Annotated in this window: 20 protein-coding genes; 7 read left to right on the plus strand and 13 right to left on the minus strand. The window is 71.3% G+C overall.

What is annotated here, in order from left to right; all coding sequences use genetic code 11:
* The coding region (locus tag A9W96_RS18880; protein ID WP_082972470.1) for a glycosyltransferase family 2 protein at positions 1-547 on the minus strand (547 nt) is incomplete at its 3' end.
* 2 nt (positions 548-549) lie between these two features.
* A complete protein-coding gene (locus tag A9W96_RS18885; protein ID WP_067142023.1) occupies positions 550-2,325 on the minus strand; it encodes a hypothetical protein in 1,776 nt (591 codons plus the stop codon).
* A gap of 301 nt (positions 2,326-2,626) precedes the next feature.
* Here A9W96_RS18885 and A9W96_RS18890 point away from each other — a divergent pair, with 301 nt between their 5' ends.
* Positions 2,627-4,348 (plus strand): hypothetical protein, encoded by a 1,722-nt coding sequence (locus tag A9W96_RS18890; protein ID WP_067142025.1) that lies wholly within the window; start codon positions 2,627-2,629, stop codon positions 4,346-4,348.
* 3 nt (positions 4,349-4,351) lie between these two features.
* Here A9W96_RS18890 and A9W96_RS18895 read toward each other — a convergent pair whose 3' ends face one another.
* The gene (locus tag A9W96_RS18895; protein ID WP_067142028.1) at positions 4,352-5,380 is read right to left on the minus strand and encodes an NAD-dependent epimerase/dehydratase family protein; all 1,029 of its coding nucleotides are present in this window, start codon (positions 5,378-5,380) and stop codon (positions 4,352-4,354) included.
* A complete protein-coding gene (locus A9W96_RS18900) occupies positions 5,377-6,162 on the minus strand; it encodes an S-methyl-5'-thioadenosine phosphorylase (RefSeq protein ID WP_067142031.1) in 786 nt (261 codons plus the stop codon). Before A9W96_RS18900 ends, A9W96_RS18895 begins: the two co-directional genes overlap by 4 nt.
* 83 nt (positions 6,163-6,245) lie before the next feature.
* Between A9W96_RS18900 and A9W96_RS18905 the strand changes: the two genes are divergently transcribed.
* A complete protein-coding gene (locus A9W96_RS18905) occupies positions 6,246-7,118 on the plus strand; it encodes a 1,4-dihydroxy-2-naphthoate polyprenyltransferase (RefSeq protein WP_067142070.1) in 873 nt (290 codons plus the stop codon).
* 97 nt (positions 7,119-7,215) lie between these two features.
* A complete protein-coding gene (locus tag A9W96_RS18910) occupies positions 7,216-8,223 on the plus strand; it encodes a beta-ketoacyl-ACP synthase III (RefSeq protein WP_066878587.1) in 1,008 nt (335 codons plus the stop codon).
* Here the strand turns inward: A9W96_RS18910 and A9W96_RS18915 are convergent.
* Positions 8,220-8,627, minus strand: a complete 408-nt coding sequence (locus A9W96_RS18915; RefSeq protein ID WP_067142033.1) for a DUF4229 domain-containing protein — start codon at positions 8,625-8,627, stop codon at positions 8,220-8,222. The two genes, A9W96_RS18910 and A9W96_RS18915, sit on opposite strands and share 4 nt — an antisense overlap.
* A gap of 46 nt (positions 8,628-8,673) precedes the next feature.
* Here A9W96_RS18915 and A9W96_RS31575 point away from each other — a divergent pair, with 46 nt between their 5' ends.
* A complete protein-coding gene (locus tag A9W96_RS31575) occupies positions 8,674-8,832 on the plus strand; it encodes a hypothetical protein (RefSeq protein ID WP_112709269.1) in 159 nt (52 codons plus the stop codon).
* A gap of 6 nt (positions 8,833-8,838) precedes the next feature.
* On the opposite strand, the gene A9W96_RS18920 is transcribed toward A9W96_RS31575, so the two are convergent.
* The 8 genes from A9W96_RS18920 to A9W96_RS18955 form a co-directional block, all read right to left on the minus strand.
* A complete protein-coding gene (locus A9W96_RS18920; protein ID WP_066871709.1) occupies positions 8,839-10,146 on the minus strand; it encodes a MinD/ParA family protein in 1,308 nt (435 codons plus the stop codon).
* Between the two features lie 60 nt (positions 10,147-10,206).
* Positions 10,207-11,202: a c-type cytochrome biogenesis protein CcsB gene (gene ccsB / locus A9W96_RS18925; RefSeq protein ID WP_067142036.1), complete on the minus strand. Its 996-nt coding sequence runs from the start codon at positions 11,200-11,202 to the stop codon at positions 10,207-10,209.
* A complete protein-coding gene (locus tag A9W96_RS18930) occupies positions 11,199-12,872 on the minus strand; it encodes a cytochrome c biogenesis protein ResB (protein ID WP_066871706.1) in 1,674 nt (557 codons plus the stop codon). The genes ccsB and A9W96_RS18930 overlap by 4 nt, the downstream gene beginning before the upstream one ends.
* Positions 12,873-12,919: 47 nt before the next feature.
* Entirely contained in the window at positions 12,920-13,699 is a 780-nt protein-coding gene (locus A9W96_RS18935) for a cytochrome c biogenesis CcdA family protein (protein ID WP_066871704.1), read from the minus strand.
* Positions 13,696-14,328 (minus strand): TlpA disulfide reductase family protein, encoded by a 633-nt coding sequence (locus tag A9W96_RS18940; RefSeq protein ID WP_067142039.1) that lies wholly within the window; start codon positions 14,326-14,328, stop codon positions 13,696-13,698. Before A9W96_RS18940 ends, A9W96_RS18935 begins: the two co-directional genes overlap by 4 nt.
* Positions 14,325-14,933: a histidine phosphatase family protein gene (locus A9W96_RS18945; protein WP_067023592.1), complete on the minus strand. Its 609-nt coding sequence runs from the start codon at positions 14,931-14,933 to the stop codon at positions 14,325-14,327. Before A9W96_RS18945 ends, A9W96_RS18940 begins: the two co-directional genes overlap by 4 nt.
* Positions 14,933-16,282, minus strand: coding sequence for a glutamate-1-semialdehyde 2,1-aminomutase (hemL, locus tag A9W96_RS18950; protein ID WP_067023590.1), 1,350 nt, complete (start codon positions 16,280-16,282; stop codon positions 14,933-14,935). Before hemL ends, A9W96_RS18945 begins: the two co-directional genes overlap by 1 nt.
* A 91-nt stretch (positions 16,283-16,373) precedes the next feature.
* Positions 16,374-16,718 (minus strand): hypothetical protein, encoded by a 345-nt coding sequence (locus A9W96_RS18955; RefSeq protein ID WP_066871692.1) that lies wholly within the window; start codon positions 16,716-16,718, stop codon positions 16,374-16,376.
* Positions 16,719-16,822: 104 nt separating this feature from the next.
* On the opposite strand from A9W96_RS18955, the gene A9W96_RS18960 reads away from it, so the two are divergent.
* The 3 genes from A9W96_RS18960 to car all read left to right on the plus strand — a co-directional run bounded on the left by A9W96_RS18960 (position 16,823) and on the right by car (position 22,555).
* Positions 16,823-17,995: an enolase C-terminal domain-like protein gene (locus A9W96_RS18960; RefSeq protein ID WP_067142042.1), complete on the plus strand. Its 1,173-nt coding sequence runs from the start codon at positions 16,823-16,825 to the stop codon at positions 17,993-17,995.
* Between the two features lie 14 nt (positions 17,996-18,009).
* A complete protein-coding gene (locus A9W96_RS18965; protein ID WP_067142045.1) occupies positions 18,010-18,927 on the plus strand; it encodes a ketopantoate reductase family protein in 918 nt (305 codons plus the stop codon).
* 61 nt (positions 18,928-18,988) lie between these two features.
* Positions 18,989-22,555, plus strand: a complete 3,567-nt coding sequence (car, locus tag A9W96_RS18970; protein ID WP_067142049.1) for a carboxylic acid reductase — start codon at positions 18,989-18,991, stop codon at positions 22,553-22,555.
* Positions 22,556-22,615: the final 60 nt, after the last annotated feature.

Below are 22,615 nucleotides of genomic sequence, written 5' to 3' on the forward strand. Positions count from 1 at the left end.
GCCAGCCGGCGGCCGCCGCGCGGACCAGCAATTCCAGCGGGTAGCCGGATCGCCGGTCGGCGACGCCGAGCTGCAGCAGGGCATCGCGGCGGGCCACCCGCATCGGCGCGATGTCGTGCACGGGCAGGCCGTGGCGGGTGCGCAGTCGCCAGCTCATGACGACCGTGCCCACCCGGGCCACCCACGGCCAGTGCAGTCCGGGCACCGGGCGGCGCCGGCCGGTCACCAGGTCGGCGCCGCGCTGCAGCTCGGCGACCAGCCGGGGCAGCTCGCCGCCGTCCATCGAGCCGTCGGCGTCGATGACCGCCACGATCGGGGTGGTCGCGGCCAGCACGCCCGCGTGCACGGCCGAGCCGTATCCGGCCCGCGGTTCGGCGACGACGTGGGCGCCGTGCCGGCTCGCGACCCCGGCGGTGTCGTCGGTGCTGTTGTTGTCGACCACCAACGCGCGGTAACCGGTGGGGAGGGAGGCCAGCACGGTCGGCAGCGACTCCTCCTCGTTGAGACAGGGCAGCACCACCGTGACCAGCCCGTCGGCGTCGGGCACGCTCAGAACCCGCGGTGGGGGTGCGGCTCCTGCGGGAACACCGGCTGCGAATGCGTCGGCGGCACGGTCTGCTGGGTGTGGGTCGGGGCGGGCGCCTGGGTGGTCACCTTGGTGCTCGGCGGGGCATACGTCGTCGTCGGTGGCGCGTGCGTGGTGCTCGGCGGCGAATACGTCGTCGTCGGAGGCGAATACGTCGTCGTCGGCGGCTCGTGCGTGGTGGTCGGCGGCGAATAGGTCGTCGTCGGAGGCGAATACGTCGTCGTCGGCGGCTCGTAGGTGGTGGTCGGCGGCGAAAACGTCGTCGTCGGAGGCGAGAAGGTCGTCGTCGGCGGCGTGTAGGGAGGGTTGTACGGCGGGTTGTAAGGCGGGTAATTCGGACCCCACCCCGGAATCGGGATGGGAATCGGAATGGGAACCGGCACAATGGGATTGGGGCGCGGCGCCCAACCGGGATCGGGATTGGGCACGACGCCGGGGTTGACCGGGGCCTCGGGAACCGGACCGGCCGGCACGCCGCCTCCCGACGGCGGCGCGACCTGTTGCGGAATCGGGTTGTTCGGGGCCGGGACGATGCCGCCCTGGAATCCGGCGTTGGGCGCATCGGCCGGGGGTGGCGGCAGCGGCGCCTGCTGCTGACTGGGCAGGATCGGCATGAACTTGCCCGGCGTGCCGTTCTGGACCCCCACCACCGGCTGGCGGCTGGCGGTGGGCTCGACGGCGACCGCGATCGCGGTGGCCAGCGAGGCCAGCCCGACGACCGCGAACGCCACGACGGCGTTGCCGATCACCAACGACCGCCGCGATAGCTTGGCCTCGGCCTCATCGATGTCGCCGTACTCGTAGTCGTCGAGTTCGGGGTCGTACTCGTCGAATTCGCCCGGGTACTGCTCGCCGTCATCGGCCAGCGAATAGGCCAGCTGGTGGTCTTCGGCGTTCGGATCGGCGAACTCCGCTGCCGGCACAACGGCCGTCTCGTCCCCGACGGGCCCGGCCGCGGGCGCCATCGCGGTGGCATCCCCGAACGCCGGGGCCATCGCCGTCTCGTCGCCGGTGAGCCCGACCGCCGGCGCCAGGGCCGTCGCGTCCCCCGCCGCGAGCGCCCCCGCCGCGAGCGCCCCCGCCGCGAGCGCCGGAGCGGCGGCGATGGCCGCGCCGCGGGCCAGCGCAAAGGTGGGGTCCTCGGCGACCTGCACGCGCATGGTCGAGCCGTCGCGAAGCTCGTCGGCGACCCGGTGCAGCTCCGGCGAGGCGCCGAGCAGGTACACGTCTTGCGGGGCGTCCGGGTGGCCGCCGAGGTTCGCCATCATGGTGTGGAAGGCGGCCGTCGCATCGCCGCCGGGAGCGTCGGCCAGCTGCTGGGTGGCCAGCACCGTCGGCGGCGCGTCCGGGTCGCCGTCGCCGGAACCGACCATCGACAGCGTCGCCGTCGCGTCGTCCATCACCAGCGCCGCACCCGGCCGGCCGGCCGCGCGCATCAGGGCGGCCACCGCCTGCGACTCCGAGAGCACCGCCACGTTGTGGACGCCGGAATCCTCCAGCGCCCGCCGCAGCCGGTCGGCGGCCGGGTTGTCCGGCCAGCACACCCGGGTGCCGATCAGCCGGTGGTTCTCGTCGGCCAGCAGCCGGTTCGTGCCGACCACGGTCTCAGTCAGCGTCCCGATCGGGTTGTCAGCGAGGTCGACGACGGATTGATCGATCACCTCCCCCTGCGCGCCCGGCCCGACGAGCGCCAAGCGGGCGACGGGGCCGGTGACCGCGACCCCCAGAACGACGTCCATCCCGCTTCTCCTTCACCCCGGCTACCCCGCAACCAGCATGTCCCGGCATCACTACACTTGCGATACCGTTGATAATTCAGGCGACAAGCTTCGTCTACTAGCGCAGCGTAACCAGCTTTTCGAACGACAGGACGCCTCGCCGCGGAATCGTCTCCGCCCCGGCAGCCGGTCTGAGCCACTGCCACGGCATCCGAACGGAGAATATGTTCGCAAGCGAGCAGTGCACTCGGCTCGGCGGGGTGAGCCCCGGCCGAACACCCGAAACCGCGCCACGAATATCGGTCCTTGAATCCCTGGGGGCATGGTGAGCCAGAGCAGCGACGACACCCCTACCGGCCCGATCCGCGGTCAGGCCCAGCAAGCGCCGGCCACCCGGATCATCCGCCCACACGCCACGGGCGGCAGCGGGCCGGTGACCGCGGACCCGAAGCGCTACCGGCACGTCGCCGGCGACCTGGCCGCGGTGGCTTTGCTGGTCCTCGCGCTGTTCCTGCCGTGGAACCTTTACTTCGGCCTGGGCATCCCGGACAGCAGCGCGACGTGGGCGGCGGTGTTGATCGTGGTGACGGTGCTTGCCGTCGCCGCCGTCGCCCTGGCCGGTTCCTGGCGCTCGGCCGGCGCGCGGTTCAACCCGGCGCGGGCCGCCCGGCTTCGCCTGGCGCTCAACGTCCCCTACCTGCTGCTGGTGCTCGGCTTCGTGGTGTTCGACGCCTACGAGACCGTCCGTTTCGGCGGCACGGTCAACGTGCCGGGCGGCGTCGGTCCGGGGGCGTGGGCCGGGGTGGCCGGCGCGCTGTTGAGCGCCCAGGCGGTGCCGGCGGGCGCGCTCGCCGGACCGGTTCCGGCGGGCGACGAGTCCACCGGCTGGCACAGATCGGCGCGGGTGATCGGCGCGCTGTCCATGCTCGCGGCGGTGCTCAGCTTTGGTTTCAACCTGTACTGGCGGGTGCGGTACGCGCTGCAAAGCACCGGCGGCGCGCAGGAATTCGGCAAGCAGAACATCGCCGTGATCGTGACCGCGGTGGTGTACGGCGTGGTGGCGCTGGTCGCCGTCCTGGTCGCCTCCAGGTGGCTGCTGCGCAGCACCCGGGCGAGCCGGCTGACCACCATCGCGCTCGGCGCCTCGACGCTGGCCGCCGGGATCCTGGTGTGGTTCCTGCCCGCCGGTCGTGACCTCGACGCGTTCCACGGCATCGCGCAGAACACGTCGACCGCCGGAGTCGGGTTCGAGGGCTACCTGGCGTGGACGGCCGGGGCGGCGCTGTTCGTGCCGCGGGCGCTGTTCGGGCACCGCAACGCCTCGCCGACGGAGGAATCCGCGTGGCGGGAAACGACCCGAAATGGCTTGCTGCTCATCGCCATCTGGTGTGTGGGGTCGATGGCGATGCGGATCACCGACCTGGTCGTCGGCGTGATCCTGAACTACCCGTTCTCGCGGTACGACAGCATCGTGCTGGCCGCGTTCGATCTGGTGACCGCGGTGCTGACGATCTGGCTGCGCCGCAGGCTGGCCACCCTGTCGGCGCGCATGGTCACCTCGCTGTGCGGACTGGTCGCCGCGCTCAGCGTCGCCCGTGTCATCGTGGGCGTCGAGCTGGCGCCGCGGTTCGCGGACTCACCGAATTCGCCTGCGCTGCATCCGGTCTACGGCAACAACCTGGCCCAGCAGATCACCAGCACCTTCGACGTGACGCTGTGCGGCATGGCGCTGGGCATCCTGGCGGCGGCCATCGTCACCGGCCAGCTGAGCGGCCGGCGGCTGGCCCGCCGCGCCGCCCGCAGGCGCGCCGCCGCGGCGAACGCGGCGGCGCCGACCACCCGGGTCCCCGTCGCGCAGGGCGCCGGCCCGTCGGCCGCGGCGACCACCCGCATCCCCAGCGGCGGACCCGGCGCGGACCACGAACCGCCGACCACCGAGATACCCCCGCTGGCGGGCGGGCCCCGCATCTTCCGCGGCGACGACACCGGAACGCGGCAGATCGCCGCGCAGAAGCCGCAGATCTACCGCCCGCCGCAGGGTTAGCGCTCACCGAAGCGGGGCGAAGGCGAATTCGCGCAGCCCGTCCCCCGGCGCGACGGCCGCGCGGAAACCCAGCACCTCGGCGGCCCGGGACGGGTCGGCGACGATGTGGCGCACGTCGCCGCTGCGATACTGCCCGGTGATTACCGGGGACAGCGAGCCGCCGCGCGCGTCGCACAGCGCGCCGGCCACCTGAAGAATCGAAATGGGTTGTCCCGAGCACACATTGACCGCGGTGAAACCGTCGCGTGGCTGGGTGGCCGCCACGTTGGCAGCGGCCACGTCGTCGACGTGGACGAAGTCGCGCATCTGCCCGCCGTCCTCGAAAACCCTTGGCGGGTCACCCTTTTCCAGCGCCGAGCGGAAGATCGCCGCCACCCCGGAGTAGGGGGTGTCGCGCGGCATGCCGGGGCCGTAGACGTTGTGGTAGCGCAGCGCCACCACCGAGCCGCCCGTGGCCTCGGCCCAGGCCAGGGCGTAATGCTCCTGGGCGGTCTTGCTGGCGGCGTACAGGCTGCGCGGCCGCAGGCAGGCATCCTCGTCGACCAGGCGCCAGCGCAGTTCCTCGCCGCCGATCGGGCAGCGGTGCTCGAAGGCCCCGGCGTCCAGGTCGGCCCGTCGCCGCGGCAGCGGATCCACGGGCCCGTGCCGCTCGCAGTCATAGCTGCCCTGCCCGTACACCACCATCGACGAGGCCAGCACCAGGCGGCGCACCCCGGCGGCGAACATCTGCGCCAACAGCACCGAGGTGGCCAGGTCGTTGTGCCCGCCGTAGGCGGGGGCGTCGGCGGCGTCCACGCCCGCGCCCACCATCGCCGCCTGGTGACACACCACGTCCACGCCCGCCAGCAGGGGGACCAGCGCGTCGGCGTCGCGCACGTCGACGCGCTGACATCCGGGCGGCAGCACCGCATTCGGGCCGTGCGCGGCGGGCAGCAACGCGTCCAGGGCGACGACATCGTGTCCCGCCGCCCGCAGGGCGGCGTCGACCCGCGCACCGATGAAGCCGGCCGCCCCGGTCAGCAGCACCCTCACGGCAGCTCGATGGGCAGGGTGACGCCGGCGTGCGGCAGGCAGTGCGTGCAGCTGCGGTCGGCGGCGATGCGGGCGATGGCCCGGCGCACCAGCGTCTTGAACAGTTCGACGTTCTTCTCGAACTGGGCGAACACGTCGACGGCCTTCACGCCCTCGCCGGCGCTCACACCGGCATCCAGGTCGGTCACCAAAGCGATTGCCGCATAGCACATTTCGAGCTCACGGGCGAGCACCGCCTCCGGGTAGCCGGTCATGTTGACCAGCGAGAAACCGGCCGAGGCGAACCAGCGGCTTTCGGCGCGGGTGGAAAAGCGCGGACCCTGGATCACCACCATGGTGCCGCCATCAACGACGCGCGGCACGTCGGGCAGGCCGGTCACCGCGTCGCGCAGCGCCGGGCAGTACGGGTCGGCGAAGTCGACGTGGATGCCGCCGGAGTCGAAATAGGTGTCGGCGCGGCCCCGGGTGCGGTCGACGAGTTGGTCGGGCACCACGACGGCGCCGGGGCCGAGTTCGGGTTTGAGGCTGCCGACCGCGCACGGCGCGAGCACCCGCCGCACGCCGAGCTTGCGCAGCGCCCACATGTTGGCGCGATACGGCACGGTGTGCGCGGAGAACTCGTGCTTGGCGCCGTGGCGGGGCAGGAAGGCCACCTCGTGGTCACCCACGGCGCCAACGGTGACCGACGCGCTCGGCGAACCGTACGGAGTGTCGACGGTGACGTCGCGGGCGTCGGATCCGAAGAAGGTGTAGAAGCCGCTGCCACCGATGACTCCGAGCATCCGACCATTGTGGTGCATGACGCCTCGGGCGATCGCCGGTGCGGCCCGCCGACCGCGGGCCCGCGTCCTGGCAGGATGTTCGTGTGGCCAATTTCGGGCAGTGGATTTCGGGCGCGCGGCCGCGGACGCTGCCCAACGCGGTGGCACCGGTGGTCGCGGGCACCGGGGCGGCGGGATGGCTGGGATCGGCGGTGTGGTGGAAGGCGCTGCTGGCGCTGGCCGTCGCGCTCGCGCTGACCATCGGCGTCAACTACGCCAACGACTACTCGGACGGCATCCGCGGCACCGACGACGACCGGGCCGGCCCGGTGCGCCTGGTCGGCTCGCGGCTGGCGGCGCCGCGCGCGGTGCTGTCCGCCGCGGTCGCCAGCCTGACCGTCGGCGCGCTGGCCGGGCTCGCGCTCGCGCTGTACAGCGCGCCGTGGCTGATCGCGGTCGGCGCGGCCTGCATCGCCGGGGCGTGGTTGTACACCGGCGGGTCGAAACCCTACGGCTACGCCGGTCTCGGCGAGGTCGCCGTGTTCCTATTCTTCGGGCTCGTCGCCGTGCTGGGCACCCAGTTCACCCAGGCGCTGCGGGTGGACTGGGTGGGCCTGGTGCTGGCGGTGTCGGTCGGGGCGTTGTCCTCGTCGGTGCTGGTGGCCAACAACCTGCGGGACATCCCGACCGATGCCCGCTCGGGCAAGGTCACCTTGGCGGTGCGGCTGGGCGATGCGCGCACCCGGATCCTGTACCAGGCGCTGCTGGGGACCGCGGGGGTGCTGACCCTGGTGCTCATGCTGGCGACACCGTGGTGCGCCGTCGGATTGGTGGCCACCCCGCTGGCGCTGCGCGCGGCGGCCCCGGTGCGCTCGGGCCGCGGCGGCCCCGAGCTGATCCCGGTGCTGCGCGACACCGGGCTGGCGATGGTGGTGTGGGCGGTCGCGGTGGCGACGGCGTTGACGGTGACTACCTAACGACTACGTAAGGGCGACCCACAGTGCACGCAAAGACCTCCGAGCGCGGCGCTTCTGGGGTACCTTTGCGTCTGCTCGGCGACAGCGGAGGACCGCAATGAACAGGATTGCCGCGACCAGCGGGCCCACGAACATCGGCTTGCTCAGTGTGGGGTCATACCGCCCCGAGCGGGTGGTCACCAACGACGAGCTGTGCGAGAACATCGACTCCTCCGACGAGTGGATCTTCACCCGAACCGGAATCAAGACCCGCCGCTTCGCCCGGCGCGACGAGTCCGTCACGTCCATGGCGACCGCCGCCGGACAGGAAGCCATCGCCAAGGCGTCCCTCGAGCCGGCCGACATCGATTGCGTCATCGTCGCCACCAGCACCCATTTCACCCAGACCCCCGCGTGCGCGCCGGCGGTCGCGACCGCGCTGGGTGCGGGCGGCGTGCCCGCGTTCGACGTCTCGGCGGGGTGCGCGGGCTTCGGCTACGCGCTCGGGGTGGCCGCCGACATGGTGCGCGGCGGGACGGCCGCCAAGGTGCTGGTGCTCGGCTCGGAGAAGCTGTCCCCGACGGTGGACATGACGGACCGCAGCAACTGCTTCATCTTCGCCGACGGCGCGGCCGGAGTGGTGGTGGGCGAGACGCCCGACCAGGGCATCGGGCCCACCATCTGGGGCAGCGACGGTGCGCAGGCCACCGCCATCCGCCAGGACATCGAATGGATCGACTTCCTGGACAACCGCACCGGCGAGCGCCCGTACCTGCGGCTGGAAGGCAGCGCGGTGTTCCGGTGGGCGGCGTTCGAGATGGGCAAGGTCGGTCGCCAGGCCATGGACGCGGCGGGGGTGCGGCCCGACGAGATCGACGTCTTCCTGCCGCATCAGGCCAACAGCCGGATCAACGAGGTGCTGGCCAAGAGCCTGGAGCTGCGCCCGGATGCGGTGGTGGCCAACGACATCGAGCACACCGGAAACACCTCGGCGGCGTCCATTCCGCTGGCGATGGCCGAACTGCTGAGCACCGGGGCGGCCAAGGCCGGCGATCTGGCCCTGCTGCTCGGCTACGGCGCCGGCCTGAGCTACGCCGCGCAGGTGGTGCGGCTGCCGAACGGCTAGCCGCGCCCTGATTCTTGGTCGCCGGCCCGGTCGCCGGCGCCCCCGAGCGGGGCGTCCCCGTGCAGCCGGGCCTGCAGCAGGTCGCGCTCGCGGCGGCGTCGTTCCCCGGCGATCGCGAGCGCGGCGGTGGCGCGCCGGCGCAGCGGGGCGAACACCCAGATGCCCAACGGCATCGCGATGATCAGGGCGAACAGCACGGCCACCACGATCGGGAACTGGCTGATGCCCGCCACGCGGGCCACCCCATAGATGACGCCGGTGAGCGCGGCCGCCAGCAGCACCCGCGCCGCCATGTACGCCAACACGGGTCCGGCGACCCGGTTTCCGGCGGGCGGCACCGCGCCCTCGTTCGCGGCGGGGTCCGGCGCGGTCCCGGTGCTGTCGTCGCTAGCTTCTTGTGACACAAGCCGAGCCTACGGCGCGGGTATATTCGCCCGAAGGAGGTGTTGAGTGCTCTACCTGCTGCTCGTCGTGATTTTGGGGACGCTGATCTACGTCGGCTGGCGTGCGGCGCGATCGCAGGCCCACCGGCCGAAGACGCGCGTCATCGGGCCCGACGACGATCCGGATTTCCTGCGGCGGTTGGGTCACGGCGACAATCCGCGCTGAACCCGGTTAACCCAGCACTCCCGGGTTGTGCTGGTCGCCGGGGAACCCGTCGGCGACGATGGCCGCCAACTCGGTGAGCGCCTCGCGCGTCCCGCGCCGGAGCCGGTCCAGTTCGATCTCGGCCCCCTCTTCGAGGTGCGGGTCGAACGGCACCAGCTGAACCGCACGGCAGCGCCGGGAGAAGTGGTCGATCACCTTGTTCATGTCGACCTTGCCCGGGCGCGGCTTCACCCCGTTGATGACGGCGATGGAATTGCGGACCAGGTTCTCGTGGCCGTGGGCGTCCAGCCAGTCCAGCGTCGCCGACGCGCTGCGGGCGCCGTCGATGGACGCCGAGCTGACCACGATGAGCGCGTCCGCCTTCTGCAGCACCGAGCTCATCACCGAGTGCAGCAGCCCGGGTCCGCAGTCGGTCAGCACCAGGCCGTAGAACCGTTCCAGGATGTCCAGGATCCGCTCGTAGTCCTGCGCGCTGAACGCCTCCGAGACGGCGGGGTCGGTCTCGGACGCCAGCACCTCCAGGCCGCTCGGCCCCTTGGAGGTGTAGCGGCGCACGTCGCTGTAGCGCTCGATGGTTCCGGCGTCGTGCAGCAGCTGGCGCACTGTCGCGGCCGTCTCCAGCGGGATCTTCTGGCTCAGCGTCCCGCGGTCGGGGTTGGCGTCCACCGCCACCACCCGGTCGCCCCGGATGGAGGCGAAGGTGGCGCCCAGCGTCGCGGCGATCGTGGTCTTGCCGACGCCGCCCTTCAGCGACAGGAACGCCACCCGGTAGGAGCCCCGCAGGGGCCGGTTCACCTGGGCGACCAGGTTGTTGTACCGGGTGGCTCGGGGGCTCTCACCCAGGTTGATCAGCCCGCCGGACAGCTTGAACAGCAGCAGCCGCCACCCGTCGGACGGCGGCGGGGCGACCGGGCGCAGCAGCATGCCGGTGGACAGTTCCGGGTACGGCGTGTGCGGCAGGTGCTCCGGGCGCTGCGGCGCCCCCTGAATCTGGGTGGGCGGCGCGTCCGGGCCGGTGTAGTAGGCGCCGTACGCCGTGGGGTCGACGCGCGGGATGCCGGTCACCGGCGTGGAGTCCCAGGGCGGCATCCCGCCCGGCCGGGGCGCCGTGGGCGGCGCGGCGGGCTGACGTTCGGGGCCGGGGACGCGGCGTTCGGTGCGGAATCCGGCGAAGGCGCGGGTGGGGGCGTCACCGCCGGACTCGGCCTGCGGTTGGGCGGTCTCCTGCTGGCCTGCCGTCGACGGTGCCTGTGGGGGTAGCTGCGTGGTCGGTTGTTCGGGCGACCCCACGCCCGTCGTTGGATGCTCGGTCACTGCACTCCCCCTTGTTGTGCGTTTTTCCCGTTTTTTCCTATTCGGGCCGGTTGTACACCGTCACCCGACACCCGCATAAGAATGCAGGCCGACAGTGACCAGGTTAACGAAGAACAGATTGAAGACCATGGCCACGAACCCCGCCACATTGATCCAGGCGGCTTTCCTGTCCCGCCATCCCGCGGTCGACCTGGCGTGCAGGTAGGCGGCGTAAATCACCCAGGCGACGAAGGACACCGTCTCCTTGGGATCCCAGCCCCAATATCGGCCCCAGGCTTCTTCGGCCCAGATGGCCCCGAAGATGACGCCGAAGCCGAACACCGGAAAAGCGAAAATCGTCGTCCGATAGGCGATGCGGTCCAGCGTCTGGGCGTCCGGGAACCGCTGCACCAGCCGGCTCAGCGCGCTGTGCGTCCCGCGGTCGGGGTCCGCCAGCGGCGACGTGCGCAGCAGGAACAGGATGCTGGCGATGCCGGCCACCAAAAACACCCCCGACCCCAGGCTGACCACCGACACGTGGATGGGCAGCCAGTAGGACTGCAGCGCGGGCATCACCGGCGCGGCGTTGGTGTAGAGCCAGCGACCCGACACCGTCAGCAGGATCAGCACCGGCAGCAGCAGGAAGACCCACAGCGGGCGGTATTGCGGGCGGCGCAGCACGACCGCCCCGGCGATCAACCCGCACAGGCAGGTCAGGTTGATGAACTCGTACATGTTGCCCCACGGCACCCGCAGGGTGGCCAGGCCACGCAGCACCAGGCAGGCCAGCAGCAGCCCGATGCCCAGGTACACCACGGCCAGCCCGGCCCGACCGACCCGCTCGTCGATCGGGCGCTGGATCGCCTCTTCGACCACCCCGGGGGCGGCGGAGTCGGCGCTGACGGCGCCGGTCAGCACCCGGGCGCGCTGATCGGCGCGGCGCCCGCCGGCTCGGGCCCCGACATAGGCCAGCTCGAAGGCCAGCAACAGCAGGGCGATCACCAAAGCCACCACCGCGGACGTGAACGCCCAGTCGGAGTAGCGCGCCAGCTCGATGTTGACGTGCACCGTATTCATTTGACGTCCACCTCAGAACTCCTTTTGGACGCTGCGGGTGTCGCGTCGCCGCCGGACGCGGTGGGCGTCGCGGCGCTTGCGGCGTCGGGGGCTTCCGGCCCGGTGCGGGGGTACCACCCGCTTGCGGGGAACAGCCGATCGGACAGTCGCTCGAACTCGTCGCCCCAACCGGAGTTGTCGGTGCGCGCCAGGCCACCCAGTTCGACGTTCACCGTACCGGGCGACCCGCCGGCGTCGGGCGTCAGACGGACCCACACCCGGCGGCGGCGCACCAGCAGCGACACCACCAGCCCGCCCATCATCGTGATGGCGAAGACGAGCACCCAGGTCTGGCCCGGGTCGTGCGAGACCTGCAGGTTGACGAACGGCACCGCCCCATCGAAGCGGATCACCGTGCCCGCCGCCGGCCCCTGATCGATCCGCACCGACTGTCCCGCACGCAGGTTGACCCGCTTCTCCTTGGTCAACCGGTGCTGCTCGATCAGGCGGGGATCCAGGGTGAACAGCGACTGGGGCCGCCCGGTGTCCAGCCCGGTATCGCCGCGGTAGATGTCGACGGCCACCGCCGGGGCGTCCAGGGCCGGGAAGCGCGACGACAGCAGCGTGCCGTCCAGCTGCTCGGTCGGCGCCAGCAGACCCTGGATGGCGATCTCGTGGTTGCGGCGTTCGGCGGCGTTGGGATAGCTGCCGGCGGGCGGGTCGATGCGCACCACGCCCGACGAGAGCAGGGTCTGCGGGTTGTCAGGCCGCCACTGCACGGTCGCCGAGCGGATCTGCCCGTCCGGGAAGGTGACGCTGAAGGTGGGCGCGTAGCCGTGTCCCTGCAGGTACACCCGGTCTCCGCCGAGCCGCAGCGGGTGGTTGACCTCCAGCTGGTAAGGGCGCCAGCGGTTGGTGCTCAGGTCGTCGCCGGACTGGTAGTCGATGTGCGCGGCGAACGAGGTGGCCTGCCCCGAGGGCAGGTAGTGCGCCGTGAAGTCGTCGACCCGGATGCACAGCGGGTGCAGCGAGGTGCCATCGACGGTGTTGCCGGCCCGGAACGAGTCGAACGCGGCCGGCGAGGCCGAGCAGAAGCCGGGTCCGCCGTCGGCGATGACGATGACGTTGCCCTCGTAGCCGAACAGCTTGCCGACGGCCACCGCGACCAGCAGCCCCAGCAACGAGAAGTGGAAGACGATGTTGCCGAACTCGCGCAGGTAGCCCCTTTCGGCGGACACTTCCACTGTTTCTAAGACGGCGTCCGGGGCGGCCGCGTCGCCGGCCTCGCGGTGCCGGATGGCGGTGCGCCAGCCGCGCAGCCGCCCGGCCAGGGTGTTGGCCAGGGCGTTCAGCTCGTCGGCGCCGGCCTGGATCTGCCGGTGCGAGTACTTGGGCAGCCGGGACAGGTTGCGCGGGGCGGCCACCGGGGTGGACCGCAGGCTGCGGACGTGCTCGATCATCCGCGGGGTGAGGCAGCCGACCAGGGACACGAACAGCAGCACGTAGATGGCGGTGAACCAGAAGCTGGAGAAGACGTTGAAGGCCTGCAACCGATCCAGCCACGGGCCGATCACCGGGTGCGCCTTGAGGTAGTCGTCGACCTTGCCGGCGTTGAGGTTGCGCTGGGGCAGCAGTGCCCCCGGGATCGCGCCGAGGGCGAGCAGGAACAACAGCACCAGCGCGGTGCCCATCGAGGTCAGCGCGCGCCAGGTGTTACGGCCCCAGGCCAGGAGGCGTCTCAAATCGGCAACCTGACGTCGGAGACGAACGCGTCGCGCAGCCAGGAGACGAAGTCGTTCCACACCCCGGTCACCAGCAGCGCGCCGACGGCGATCAGCAGGACACCGCCCAAGATCTGGATGGCCCGGGTGTGCCGGCGCAGCCAGCTCAGCCCGCCGACCGCGCCCGCCGAGCCGAATGCCAGCAGCACGAACGGGATGCCCAGCCCCAGGCAGTAGGCGATCACCAACACGATTCCGCGCGCCACGCTGGCGCCGTCGGTGGCCGAGGCCACGGTGATCACGCCGGCCAGCGTCGGGCCGAGGCAGGGCGTCCAGCCCAACGCGAACACCGCGCCCAGCAGCGGCGCGCCGGCAACCGTCGTCAGCTGCCGCGGGCTGAACCGGGCCTGGCGTTGCAAGGCCGGGATGAGGCCCACGAACACCAAGCCCATGACGATGGTCAGCACTCCCCCGGCCCGCTGCAGCACCAGTTGGTTGGTGATCAGCGTGGTCGTCATGCCGAGGACGGCGACGGTGCCGAGCACGAACACCGTGGTGAACCCGGCGACGAACAACGCCGCGGACCCCGCGACCCGCCAGCGGGCGCCCGGCGGCGCTTTGACGGCTCCTGCGGGCGGCTGTTCGTCGACGCCGACGACCGCGGCCAGGTAGGACAGATAGCCCGGCACCAGCGGCACCACGCACGGCGAGGCGAAGGACACCAGCCCGGCCAGCAGGCACACACCGAGGGCCACCAGAAGCGGTCCGGCGGCGGCGATCTGGGTGAGTCCGGTCATCGCTGCGCCGGCCCCGCCTTGGCCGGGGTGGGCGCATCCTCGCCGGCCAGCCGCTGCACCACCGGCCGCAGGTCGGTCGCCAGCAGTTCGCGCAGGAAGACCGCCGCGACGCGGTGCTGGCGGTCCAGCACCAGCGTGGACGGGATCACGGTGGTGGGGTATCTGCCGCCGAACGCGATCAGGGTGCGCATCGCCGGGTCATAGATGGACGGGAACGTCACCTGCCGGTCGTTGACGAAGTCCAGCGCGGCCTGCCGGTTGTTGTCCCGGACGTCGATGCCGAGAAAAGACACCCCGGCGCCGCGGGTGGCGTCATACACCTGCTGCAGCTGGGTGACCTCGGCGCGGCACGGCCCGCACCACTGCCCCCAGATGTTGATCGCCACGACCCGGCCCGCGAAGATCGGGTCGTCCAGCGACAGCGTGTGCGCGGGATCGGCCAGATCGGGCCCGGACAGCGGTCCGGGGCGCCCGCGGCGCGACGGCGGGTCGTAGTAGATGTCGGTCTTGCCGCCGGGCGAGACGAATTCGAAGGTGCCGCCCTGCGCGACGGCGTCGTGCCCCGAGGAGCAGCCGCCGAGCAGGCCCGTCAGCAACACCCCGGCGATCACGAAACGTCGCGCGATCAAGACGCCGCCGGTTCGCTGTACTCGAGGTCGACCAGCCGGTCGCCGTCGTAGACCAGGGTGGTCACCGACGCGAGCCCGCACTGCCGCCGCCGCGGGTCGTGCCACAGCCGCTGGCCGGTCACGTGCAGCCGCAGCGTCCACACCGGGAGTTGGTGGCTGACGCACACCACCTCGTGGCCGGCCCCGCGGGCGCGAGCCTTGTCCACCGCCGTCTGCATCCGGGCCGCGATCTCGGCGTACGGCTCACCCCAGGACGGGCGGAACGGGTTGCGCAGCTGCCACCAGACCCGCGGGTCGCGCCAGGCGCCGTCGCCGGGGCTGACGCGGCGGCCTTCGAAGAAGTTCGCCGATTCGATCAAATCCGGGTCGGTGTCCACGGCCAGCCCGTGCTTGGCGGCGATGGGCGCGGCGGTCTCCTGGGCCCGTTGCAGCGGCGAGGCGATCACCGCGACGACGTCGCGGTGTGCCAGCGCATCGGCCACCGCGGCCGCCTGCGCGCGGCCGTTGTCGGAGAGGTGGAATCCGGGTAGGCGGCCATAGAGGATGCCGCTCGGGTTGTACACCTCACCGTGCCGCACGACGTGCACCCGGGTCTGCTCGGCCATCAGGACTTGCCCTCCTCGGCTTGCGCGGCGGCCCTGGTCGCGGCGGGCAGGGCGTGCGCGATGCGGTCGAACGCGGCGTCGTCCAGCGCGGTCGAGACGAACCAGGCCTCGAAGGCGCTGCACGGCGGGTATACGCCCGCGTCGAGCAGCGCGTGGAAGAACGGCGGATAGCGCCACGTCTGGGTGGCCCGCGCGGACGCGAAGTCCGTCACCGGCGTCTCGGAGAAGAACACGCTGAGCATGTTGCCGGCACGCGGAATCTGGTGTGCCACACCAGCATTCGTGAGCGCATCGGAGAACAGCCCGGCCAGGCGGTCGGCGTTGGCATCCAGCGTCGCGTAGGCGGCGGCGTCGGCGTTGCGCAGGGTGGCCAGCCCGGCGGCCATCGCCACCGGGTTACCCGAGAGCGTGCCGGCCTGATAGACCGGGCCCAGCGGGGCGAGGCGCTCCATCACCTCGGCGCGCCCGCCGAACGCGGCGGCCGGCAGCCCGCCGCTCATCACCTTGCCGAAGGTGAACAGGTCGGCGTCGACGGGATCGATTCCATACCAACCACTTCGGCTGACCCGGAAGCCGGTCATCACCTCGTCGACGATCAGCAGCGCGCCGTGCTCGGCGGTGATCGCGCGCAGCGCCGCGTTGTAGCCGGGCGCGGGCGGGACCACACCCATGTTGCCGGGGCTGGCCTCGGTGATCACCGCCGCGATCTGGTCGCCGAAGCGGGCGAAGGTCTGCCGCACGGCGTCGATGTCGTTGTAGGGCAACACGATCGTGTCGGCCGCCGTCGCACCGGTGACTCCGGGCGAGGACGGCAGGCCCAGCGTCGCCACCCCGGAGCCCGCGTCGGCCAGCAACGCGTCGACGTGGCCGTGGTAGCAGCCGGAGAACTTGACCACCTTGGCCCGGCCGGTGAAGCCGCGGGCCAACCGCACCGCGCTCATGGTGGCCTCGGTGCCGGAGTTGACCAGCCGGATCCGTTCGACCGGTGCCACCCGCGCGATCATCTCGGCGGCCAGCTCACTCTCGGCCGGGGTGGGCGCCCCGAACGACAGGCCCGACGCGGCCGCCTTGGCCACGGCCTCGACGACGGCCGGGTGGGCGTGTCCCAGGATCATCGGCCCCCACGAGCAGACCAGGTCCACGTAACGGTTGCCGTCGGCGTCGGTCAGCAGGCAGCCGCGCGCCTCGGTGATGAACGGCGGCGTCCCGCCCACGGCGGTGAACGCGCGGACCGGCGAGTTCACCCCACCGGGAATGACGGCGCAGGCATCCTCGAACAACCGTTCCGACGCCGCCGTAGCCCGGCGGGCCCCGGTGGCGTGCGCGGTCGCCTGGTCACTGCTTCCCATGACGACCAGTGTCCCAGCCCGCGCGCGACAATCCACTACAGGGTGTAGCAGAACGTGCTATGGGAGGACGGCGCGGTCCCCGGTGGCCGGGTTAATCGGCGTCCTGCTCGCCGGCTTCCTGCGCCGCGATGAAGTTGCGGCGCGCGGCCTCGTGTTCTTTTTCCGCCGCACGCCGGTGCGCCTCGACATCGCCGAGCCGCTCGGCGACCGCGCGCTCTTCGACTTCGGCGGCGCGCTCGTGCGCGACACCGGCCTGGTAGTGACGCTGCACGCCGCGCCGGTGTGCCGTCTGGTCGCGCTCGTGGGAGCGCTGCGCGTGCTCGGCGGCTCGCCGCACGTCGTCCTCGGTGATGGCCTTGCCCGCGGACAACTCCTCCCCCCTGCGCAGCAGCTCCTCGGCGCGCCGGGCGGCCTCGTTACCCGCTGCCTCTCCCATCAGACGACAGTAGACCCACTCCGTCGACGGGTGGGTTGTCCTGGCCCGGCGCCCCGAGTTGGATAGCGGTATGCGACTGCCGCGGACTGCTTGACGACCAGGTGATGCGGATCACGGCGATCGTCGAACGGTCCGTCGGCCTGGACGGCGGTCGGCGCGGCGGCCCCGCCAACGCGGTGGTCGACTTCTCCCGCCACACGGTCTCCCTGGTCGCGGTGATCACCGATGCGGTCCGGCACGGGCGGCCGGTGGTGGGCGTGGCCTTCGACTCGATCGGGCGGTTCGCCCAGGGCGGGATCCTGCGCGACCGGATGATCCCGCGGGTGCTGGCGGCCTCCCCCGACGAGCTGCTGGACGGGTCCGGATGGCGGGATCCCGCCGCGGTCCTGGCGTGTGCGCTCGCCGACGAGAAGCCGGGCGGTCACGGGGACCGGGCCGCGGCCGCGGCCGCGCTGGAACTGGCCTGCTGGGACCTGAACGCCAAGCTGCGCGACGAGCCGGCCTGCGTGACCATCGCCCGCCACGCCGGACGAACGCCCGCGCCGTCGGTGCCGGTGTACGCCGCCGGCGGCTACTACTACGCCTACGGCGGTGTCGAACAGCTGCGCCGCGAAATGCGCGGGTATCTCGACGCGGGCTATGACGCGGTCAAGATGAAGATCGGCGGCGCCCCGCTGGAGGAGGACCTGGCGCGCATCGAGGCCGTCATCGACATCGTCGGCGACGCCGGACGGGTCGCGGTGGACGCGAACGGCCGGTTCGACCGCGACGAGGCAACCCGGTGGGCGGCCGCGCTCGGCCCCTACGGCCTGCGCTGGTACGAAGAGCCGGGCGATCCCCTGGATTACGCGCTGAACCGGGCGGTGACCGACTGCTACGACGGCGCGGTGGCCACCGGCGAGAACCTCTTCTCGGTGCCGGACGTGACCAATCTGGTGCGCTACGGCGGGATGCGGCCCGATCACGATGTCTTCCAAATGGATCCGGGACTGAGCTACGGTCTGACCGAATACCTCCGGATGCTCGACGTCGCGGCGGCCCACGGCTTCGATCGCGCCTTCGCGTTCCCGCACGGCGGTCACCTGATCAACCTGCACGTCGCCGCCGGGCTGGGCCTGGGCGGCTGCGAGGCCTACCCCGGCGTGTTCGCGCCGTTCGGCGGCTACCCCGATGCCTGCGCGCTGACGGCAGGCCGAATCTCGCCGAGCGACGCCGCGGGGTTCGGGCTCGAGCAGAAGACCGGCGTGGCCGAATTGATCGCCGAGCTGACCACCTGAGACGGAGAGTGCGGATGAAGATCGCGGTAATCGGCTGCGGCGCCATGGGTTCCATCTATGCGGCCAGACTGGCCGCGGCGGGCAACGACGTGTTGGCCATCGACCGCCACCAGCCCAGCGTCGATCGGATCGCCCAGCACGGCCTGCGGGTCACCGGCCCCGGCTACGACCGGGTGGTGCCGCTGCGGGCCAGCACCACCGCGCCGGACGAGGTGATGGATCTGATCGTGCTCGCCGTGAAGGCCGCCGACGTGAGAACCGGTGCGCGGCAAGCGCTTCCGATGCTGGGTGCGCGCACACCGGTGCTGACCATCCAGAACGGGCTGGGCTCGGCGGAGATTGTGGCCGGCATCGTCGGCGACCAGCGGGTCGCCGTCGGCATCGCCAGCGGATTCGGCGCGGCGACCGTGGCCCCCGGCCACGTCCGCCACAACGCCATGAAGGCGATGCGGTTCGGGGCGTACTCGTCGCTGCCGCACGCGACCGTCGAAACTATCGCGCGGGCCTGGACCGAGGCCGGATTCGACGCGGCCGCGGTCACCGACATCGCCGCCATGCAGTGGGAGAAGCTGATCTGCAACGCCGCCTACAGCGCGCCGTGCGCGCTCACCGGCATGACCGTCGGGCAGGTGATGGACGACCCCGACATGGCGCCGGTCAGCCAGGCGGCCGCCACCGAGGCGTGGACCGTCGCGCGGGCGTCGGGCATCGCCGTCGCCGTCACCGACGCGGTCGAACACGTCCGCGCCTTCGGCGCGCAAATGCCCGACGCCAAACCGTCGGCGCTGCTGGACCACGAGGCGCGCCGGGTCAGCGAGATCGACGTCATCAACGGCGCGGTGCCACGCCAGGGCGCCCGGGTGGGCGTTGCCGCGCCGGTGAACGCGACGCTGACCGCGCTGATCAAGTCGATCGAACGGCAATGGCGCTGACTGGGCACAGCCAGGACGGGTATACGGCTGCGGCAGACGCCGGGATGAGAGGAAGCCGCCGATGACCGAGACCGTCACCGACCCGGGCCGCGACCAGCGACTGACCGAACGCGTCGAGCAGCTGTACGCCAACGACCCGCAGTTTCGGGCCGCCGCGTCATCACCGGAGGTGACCGACGCCGCGCATCGCCCGGGATTGCGGCTGGCCGAGGTCGTCGAGACCTATCTGCGCGGCTATGCCGACCGGCCGGCGCTGGGGCAGCGCTGCTGCGAGGTGGTCCGCGATCCGGGGACCGGCCGCGCGGCGACCACCCTGCTGTCCGGATTCGACACCATCACCTACCGCGAGCTCGGGGAACGGGTCGCGGCGCTGGCCGCGGCGTGGCAGTCCGGCCTGGCCGGCGGTTTCGCGCCGGGCGATTTCGTCGCGGTCCTCGGTTTCACCAGCATCGACTACGTCGTGCATTACCTGGCGTGCATTCGGTTGGGCGCGGTGTTCGTGCCGCTGCAGACCAGTTCCACGGCGGCCCAGCTCGGCCCGATCGTCGCCGAGACGCAACCCCGCATCCTCGCGGTGAGCGTCGAATCCCTGGGCACCGCGGTCGACGTCGTCGTCGACGCGCCCTTCCTCGAGCGTCTGGTGGTGTTCGACTACACCAGCGAGGACGACGAACAGCGCGGCCACTACGACCACGCCCGCGCGCGGTTGCGCGACGCCGGGCACCGCGCCGAGGTGGTGTCGCTGTCCACTGAACTCGACGCGGGCCGCCGGCTCCCACCACCTCCGGTGTTCGTCCCCGCCGATGGCGAAAACCCTTTGGCCACACTCATTTACACCTCGGGGAGCACCGGCGCGCCGAAGGGCGCCATGTACACCGCCGACATGATGACCCGGACCTGGCAGCGACCGCACAGTCCATCGGTGGACATCGGCAGGCTGATCCCGGCGATCCACCTGCAGTACATGCCGCTGTCGCACGTGTACGGGTTGGAGTGGCTGATCGCCACGCTGTCCTCCGGGGGCATCGGCTACTTCGCCGCCAAGAGCGACATGTCCACCCTGTTCGACGACATCGGCCTGGTCCGGCCCACGGCGTTGAACCTGGTTCCGCGGGTGTGCGACATGTTCTTTCGGCGTTACCGCAAAGAGCTCGACCAGCGCGCCGGCGGTGAGCTTTCCGGCGAGCAGCTCGACGAGGCGGTGAAAGCCGAACTGCGCCAAGACTTCATCGGCGGGCGGGTCATTTCGGCGATGTGCGGCAGCGCCCCGCTGTCCAAGCAGATGCATGCGTTCATGGAATCGTTGCTCGACATCCCGGTGGCCGACGGCTACGGGGCCACCGAGACCGGCGGCGGCATCATGCGCAGCGGCCGGATCCGGCGCCCACCGGTGACCGACTACAAGCTGGTCGACGTCCCCGAGCTGGGCTACCTGACCACCGACAAGCCGTATCCGCGCGGCGAGCTACGCCTGAAGGCCGCCAACGTGATTCCCGGCTACTTCAAACACCCGGAGCTGTCGGCGAAGATCTTCGACGACGAGGGGTTCTACAAGACCGGCGACATCATGGCCGAGCTGGGGCCCGACCACCTGGTGTATCTGGATCGCAGCAACAACGTGATCAAGCTCTCGCAGGGCGAGTTCGTCGCAGTCTCCCAGCTGGAGGCCACCTTCTCGACGAGCCCGTACATCCGGCAGATTTTCCTCTACGGCAGCAGCGAGCAGCCGTTCCTGCTCGCGGTGATCGTGCCGAACACCGACGCGATCGGCGACGGGGACGCCCATGCCCTGATCGCCGACTCGCTGCAACGGATCGCCGCGGACGCCCACCTGCACCCGTATGAGATCCCGCGCGACTTTCTGTTGGAGCCACAACGTTTCACCCGGGACAACGGGCTGCTGTCCGGGGTCGGCAAGCTGCTGCGCCCGGCCCTCAAGGCGCGCTACGGCGAACGCCTCGACGCGATGTACGACGACATCGAGGCCAGCCACGGCAACCAACTCGGCGAACTGCGCGCCGCCAGCCGCGAGCTGCCCACCATCGATACGGTCCGGCGGGCGGCCGCGGCCACCCTGGGCCTGCCGGCCGACACCGCGCTACGCGCCGACGCGAAGTTCATTGAGCTCGGCGGTGATTCGCTGTCCGCGTTTTCCTTCGCCACACTCTTGTCCGAGATATTCAACATCGATGTGCCGGTGCAGACCATCGTCAGCCCCACCGCGAACCTGACCACTGTCGCGAATTTCGTTGACGGCGAACGCACGTCGGCGTCGACGCGGCCGACGTTCGCGTCGGTGCACGGGCGCGGCGCCACGCAGGCGCGCGCCGCGGACCTGACGCTGGACGGCTTCATCGACGCTGACACGCTGGCCGCCGCTCCCGGGCTCCCGGCTGCGACGGGCGAGATCAACACCGTGCTTCTGACCGGAGCCAACGGCTACCTGGGGCGTTTTCTGTGCCTGGACTGGCTCGAGCGCCTGGCGCCGGGCGGCGGCACGGTGATCTGCCTGGCCCGCGGCGCCGACCCGACCGCCGGACGTCAGCGCATCGAGGCCGCGATCGACAGCGGTGACGCCGAATTATCCGAGCGGTTCCGGCGATTGGCCGACCGGCACCTGCGGGTGCTCGTCGGCGACGTGGGGGCGCCCAACCTCGGCCTGGACACACCCACCTACGAGCGACTGGCCGAGACGGTCGACCTCGTCGTGCATTCGGCCGCCCTGGTCAACCACGTGCTGCCCTACAGCCAGCTGTTCGGCCCCAACGTGGTGGGCACCGCTGAGATCATCAAGCTCGCGATCACCAAGCGGCTCAAGCCGATCAACTACATCTCCACCGTGGCGGTGACCACACTGCCCGACGGCAGCTTCATCGGCGAGGACGTCGACGTGCGCTCGGCGAGCCCTTCGCGGTCCCTCGACGAGTCGTATGCCAGCGGTTACGCCAGCAGTAAATGGGCGGGCGAGGTGCTGCTGCGGGAGGCCCACGACCTATGCGGCGTTGCTGTGGCGGTGTTCCGGTCCGACATGATCCTGGCGCACAGCGACTTCGCGGGTCAGCTCAACGTGCCCGACATGTTCACCCGGCTGATCCTGAGCGTGGTGGCCACCGGGATCGCGCCGCGGTCGTTCTATCAGCTCGACGCGGCCGGCAACCCGCAGCGCGCCCACTACGACGGGCTGCCCGCCGATTTTACCGCGGCGGCCATCACCACCCTCGGCGCAAGCGCGCGGCAGGGCTACCACACCTACAACGTGCTCAACACCCACGACGACGGCATCTCCCTGGACACCTTCGTCGACTGGCTCATCGCCGACGGACACCAGATCGAGCGCATCGACGATTATCAGCAGTGGCTGGCCCGCTTCACCGAGGCGATGCAGGCGCTGCCCGACAACCAGCGCAAGAACTCGCTGCTGCCGCTGATGAGCGCCTACGCGAAGCCCGGTAAGCCGACGCAGGGCACCGGTATGCCGGCCGAAAAGTTCCGTGCGGCAGTGCAATCCGCGGGCATCGGCAACGACAACGACGTGCCGCACGTGACCGAGGCGTTGATCGAAAAATACGTCACCGATCTGCAGCGGCTCGGTCTGCTGAGGAGCCACACCGGCGCGCACGCGGGGTGACCCGAGCTCAGCCGTTGTGTGACTCCGGAATTCGATAGCGCATGTGCTAGCGCTTTCGAG

The sequence above is a fragment of the Mycobacterium sp. 1245852.3 genome (genome assembly GCF_001669335.1).
In the GTDB taxonomy this organism is placed as follows: Bacteria; Actinomycetota; Actinomycetes; order Mycobacteriales; family Mycobacteriaceae; genus Mycobacterium; species Mycobacterium europaeum_A.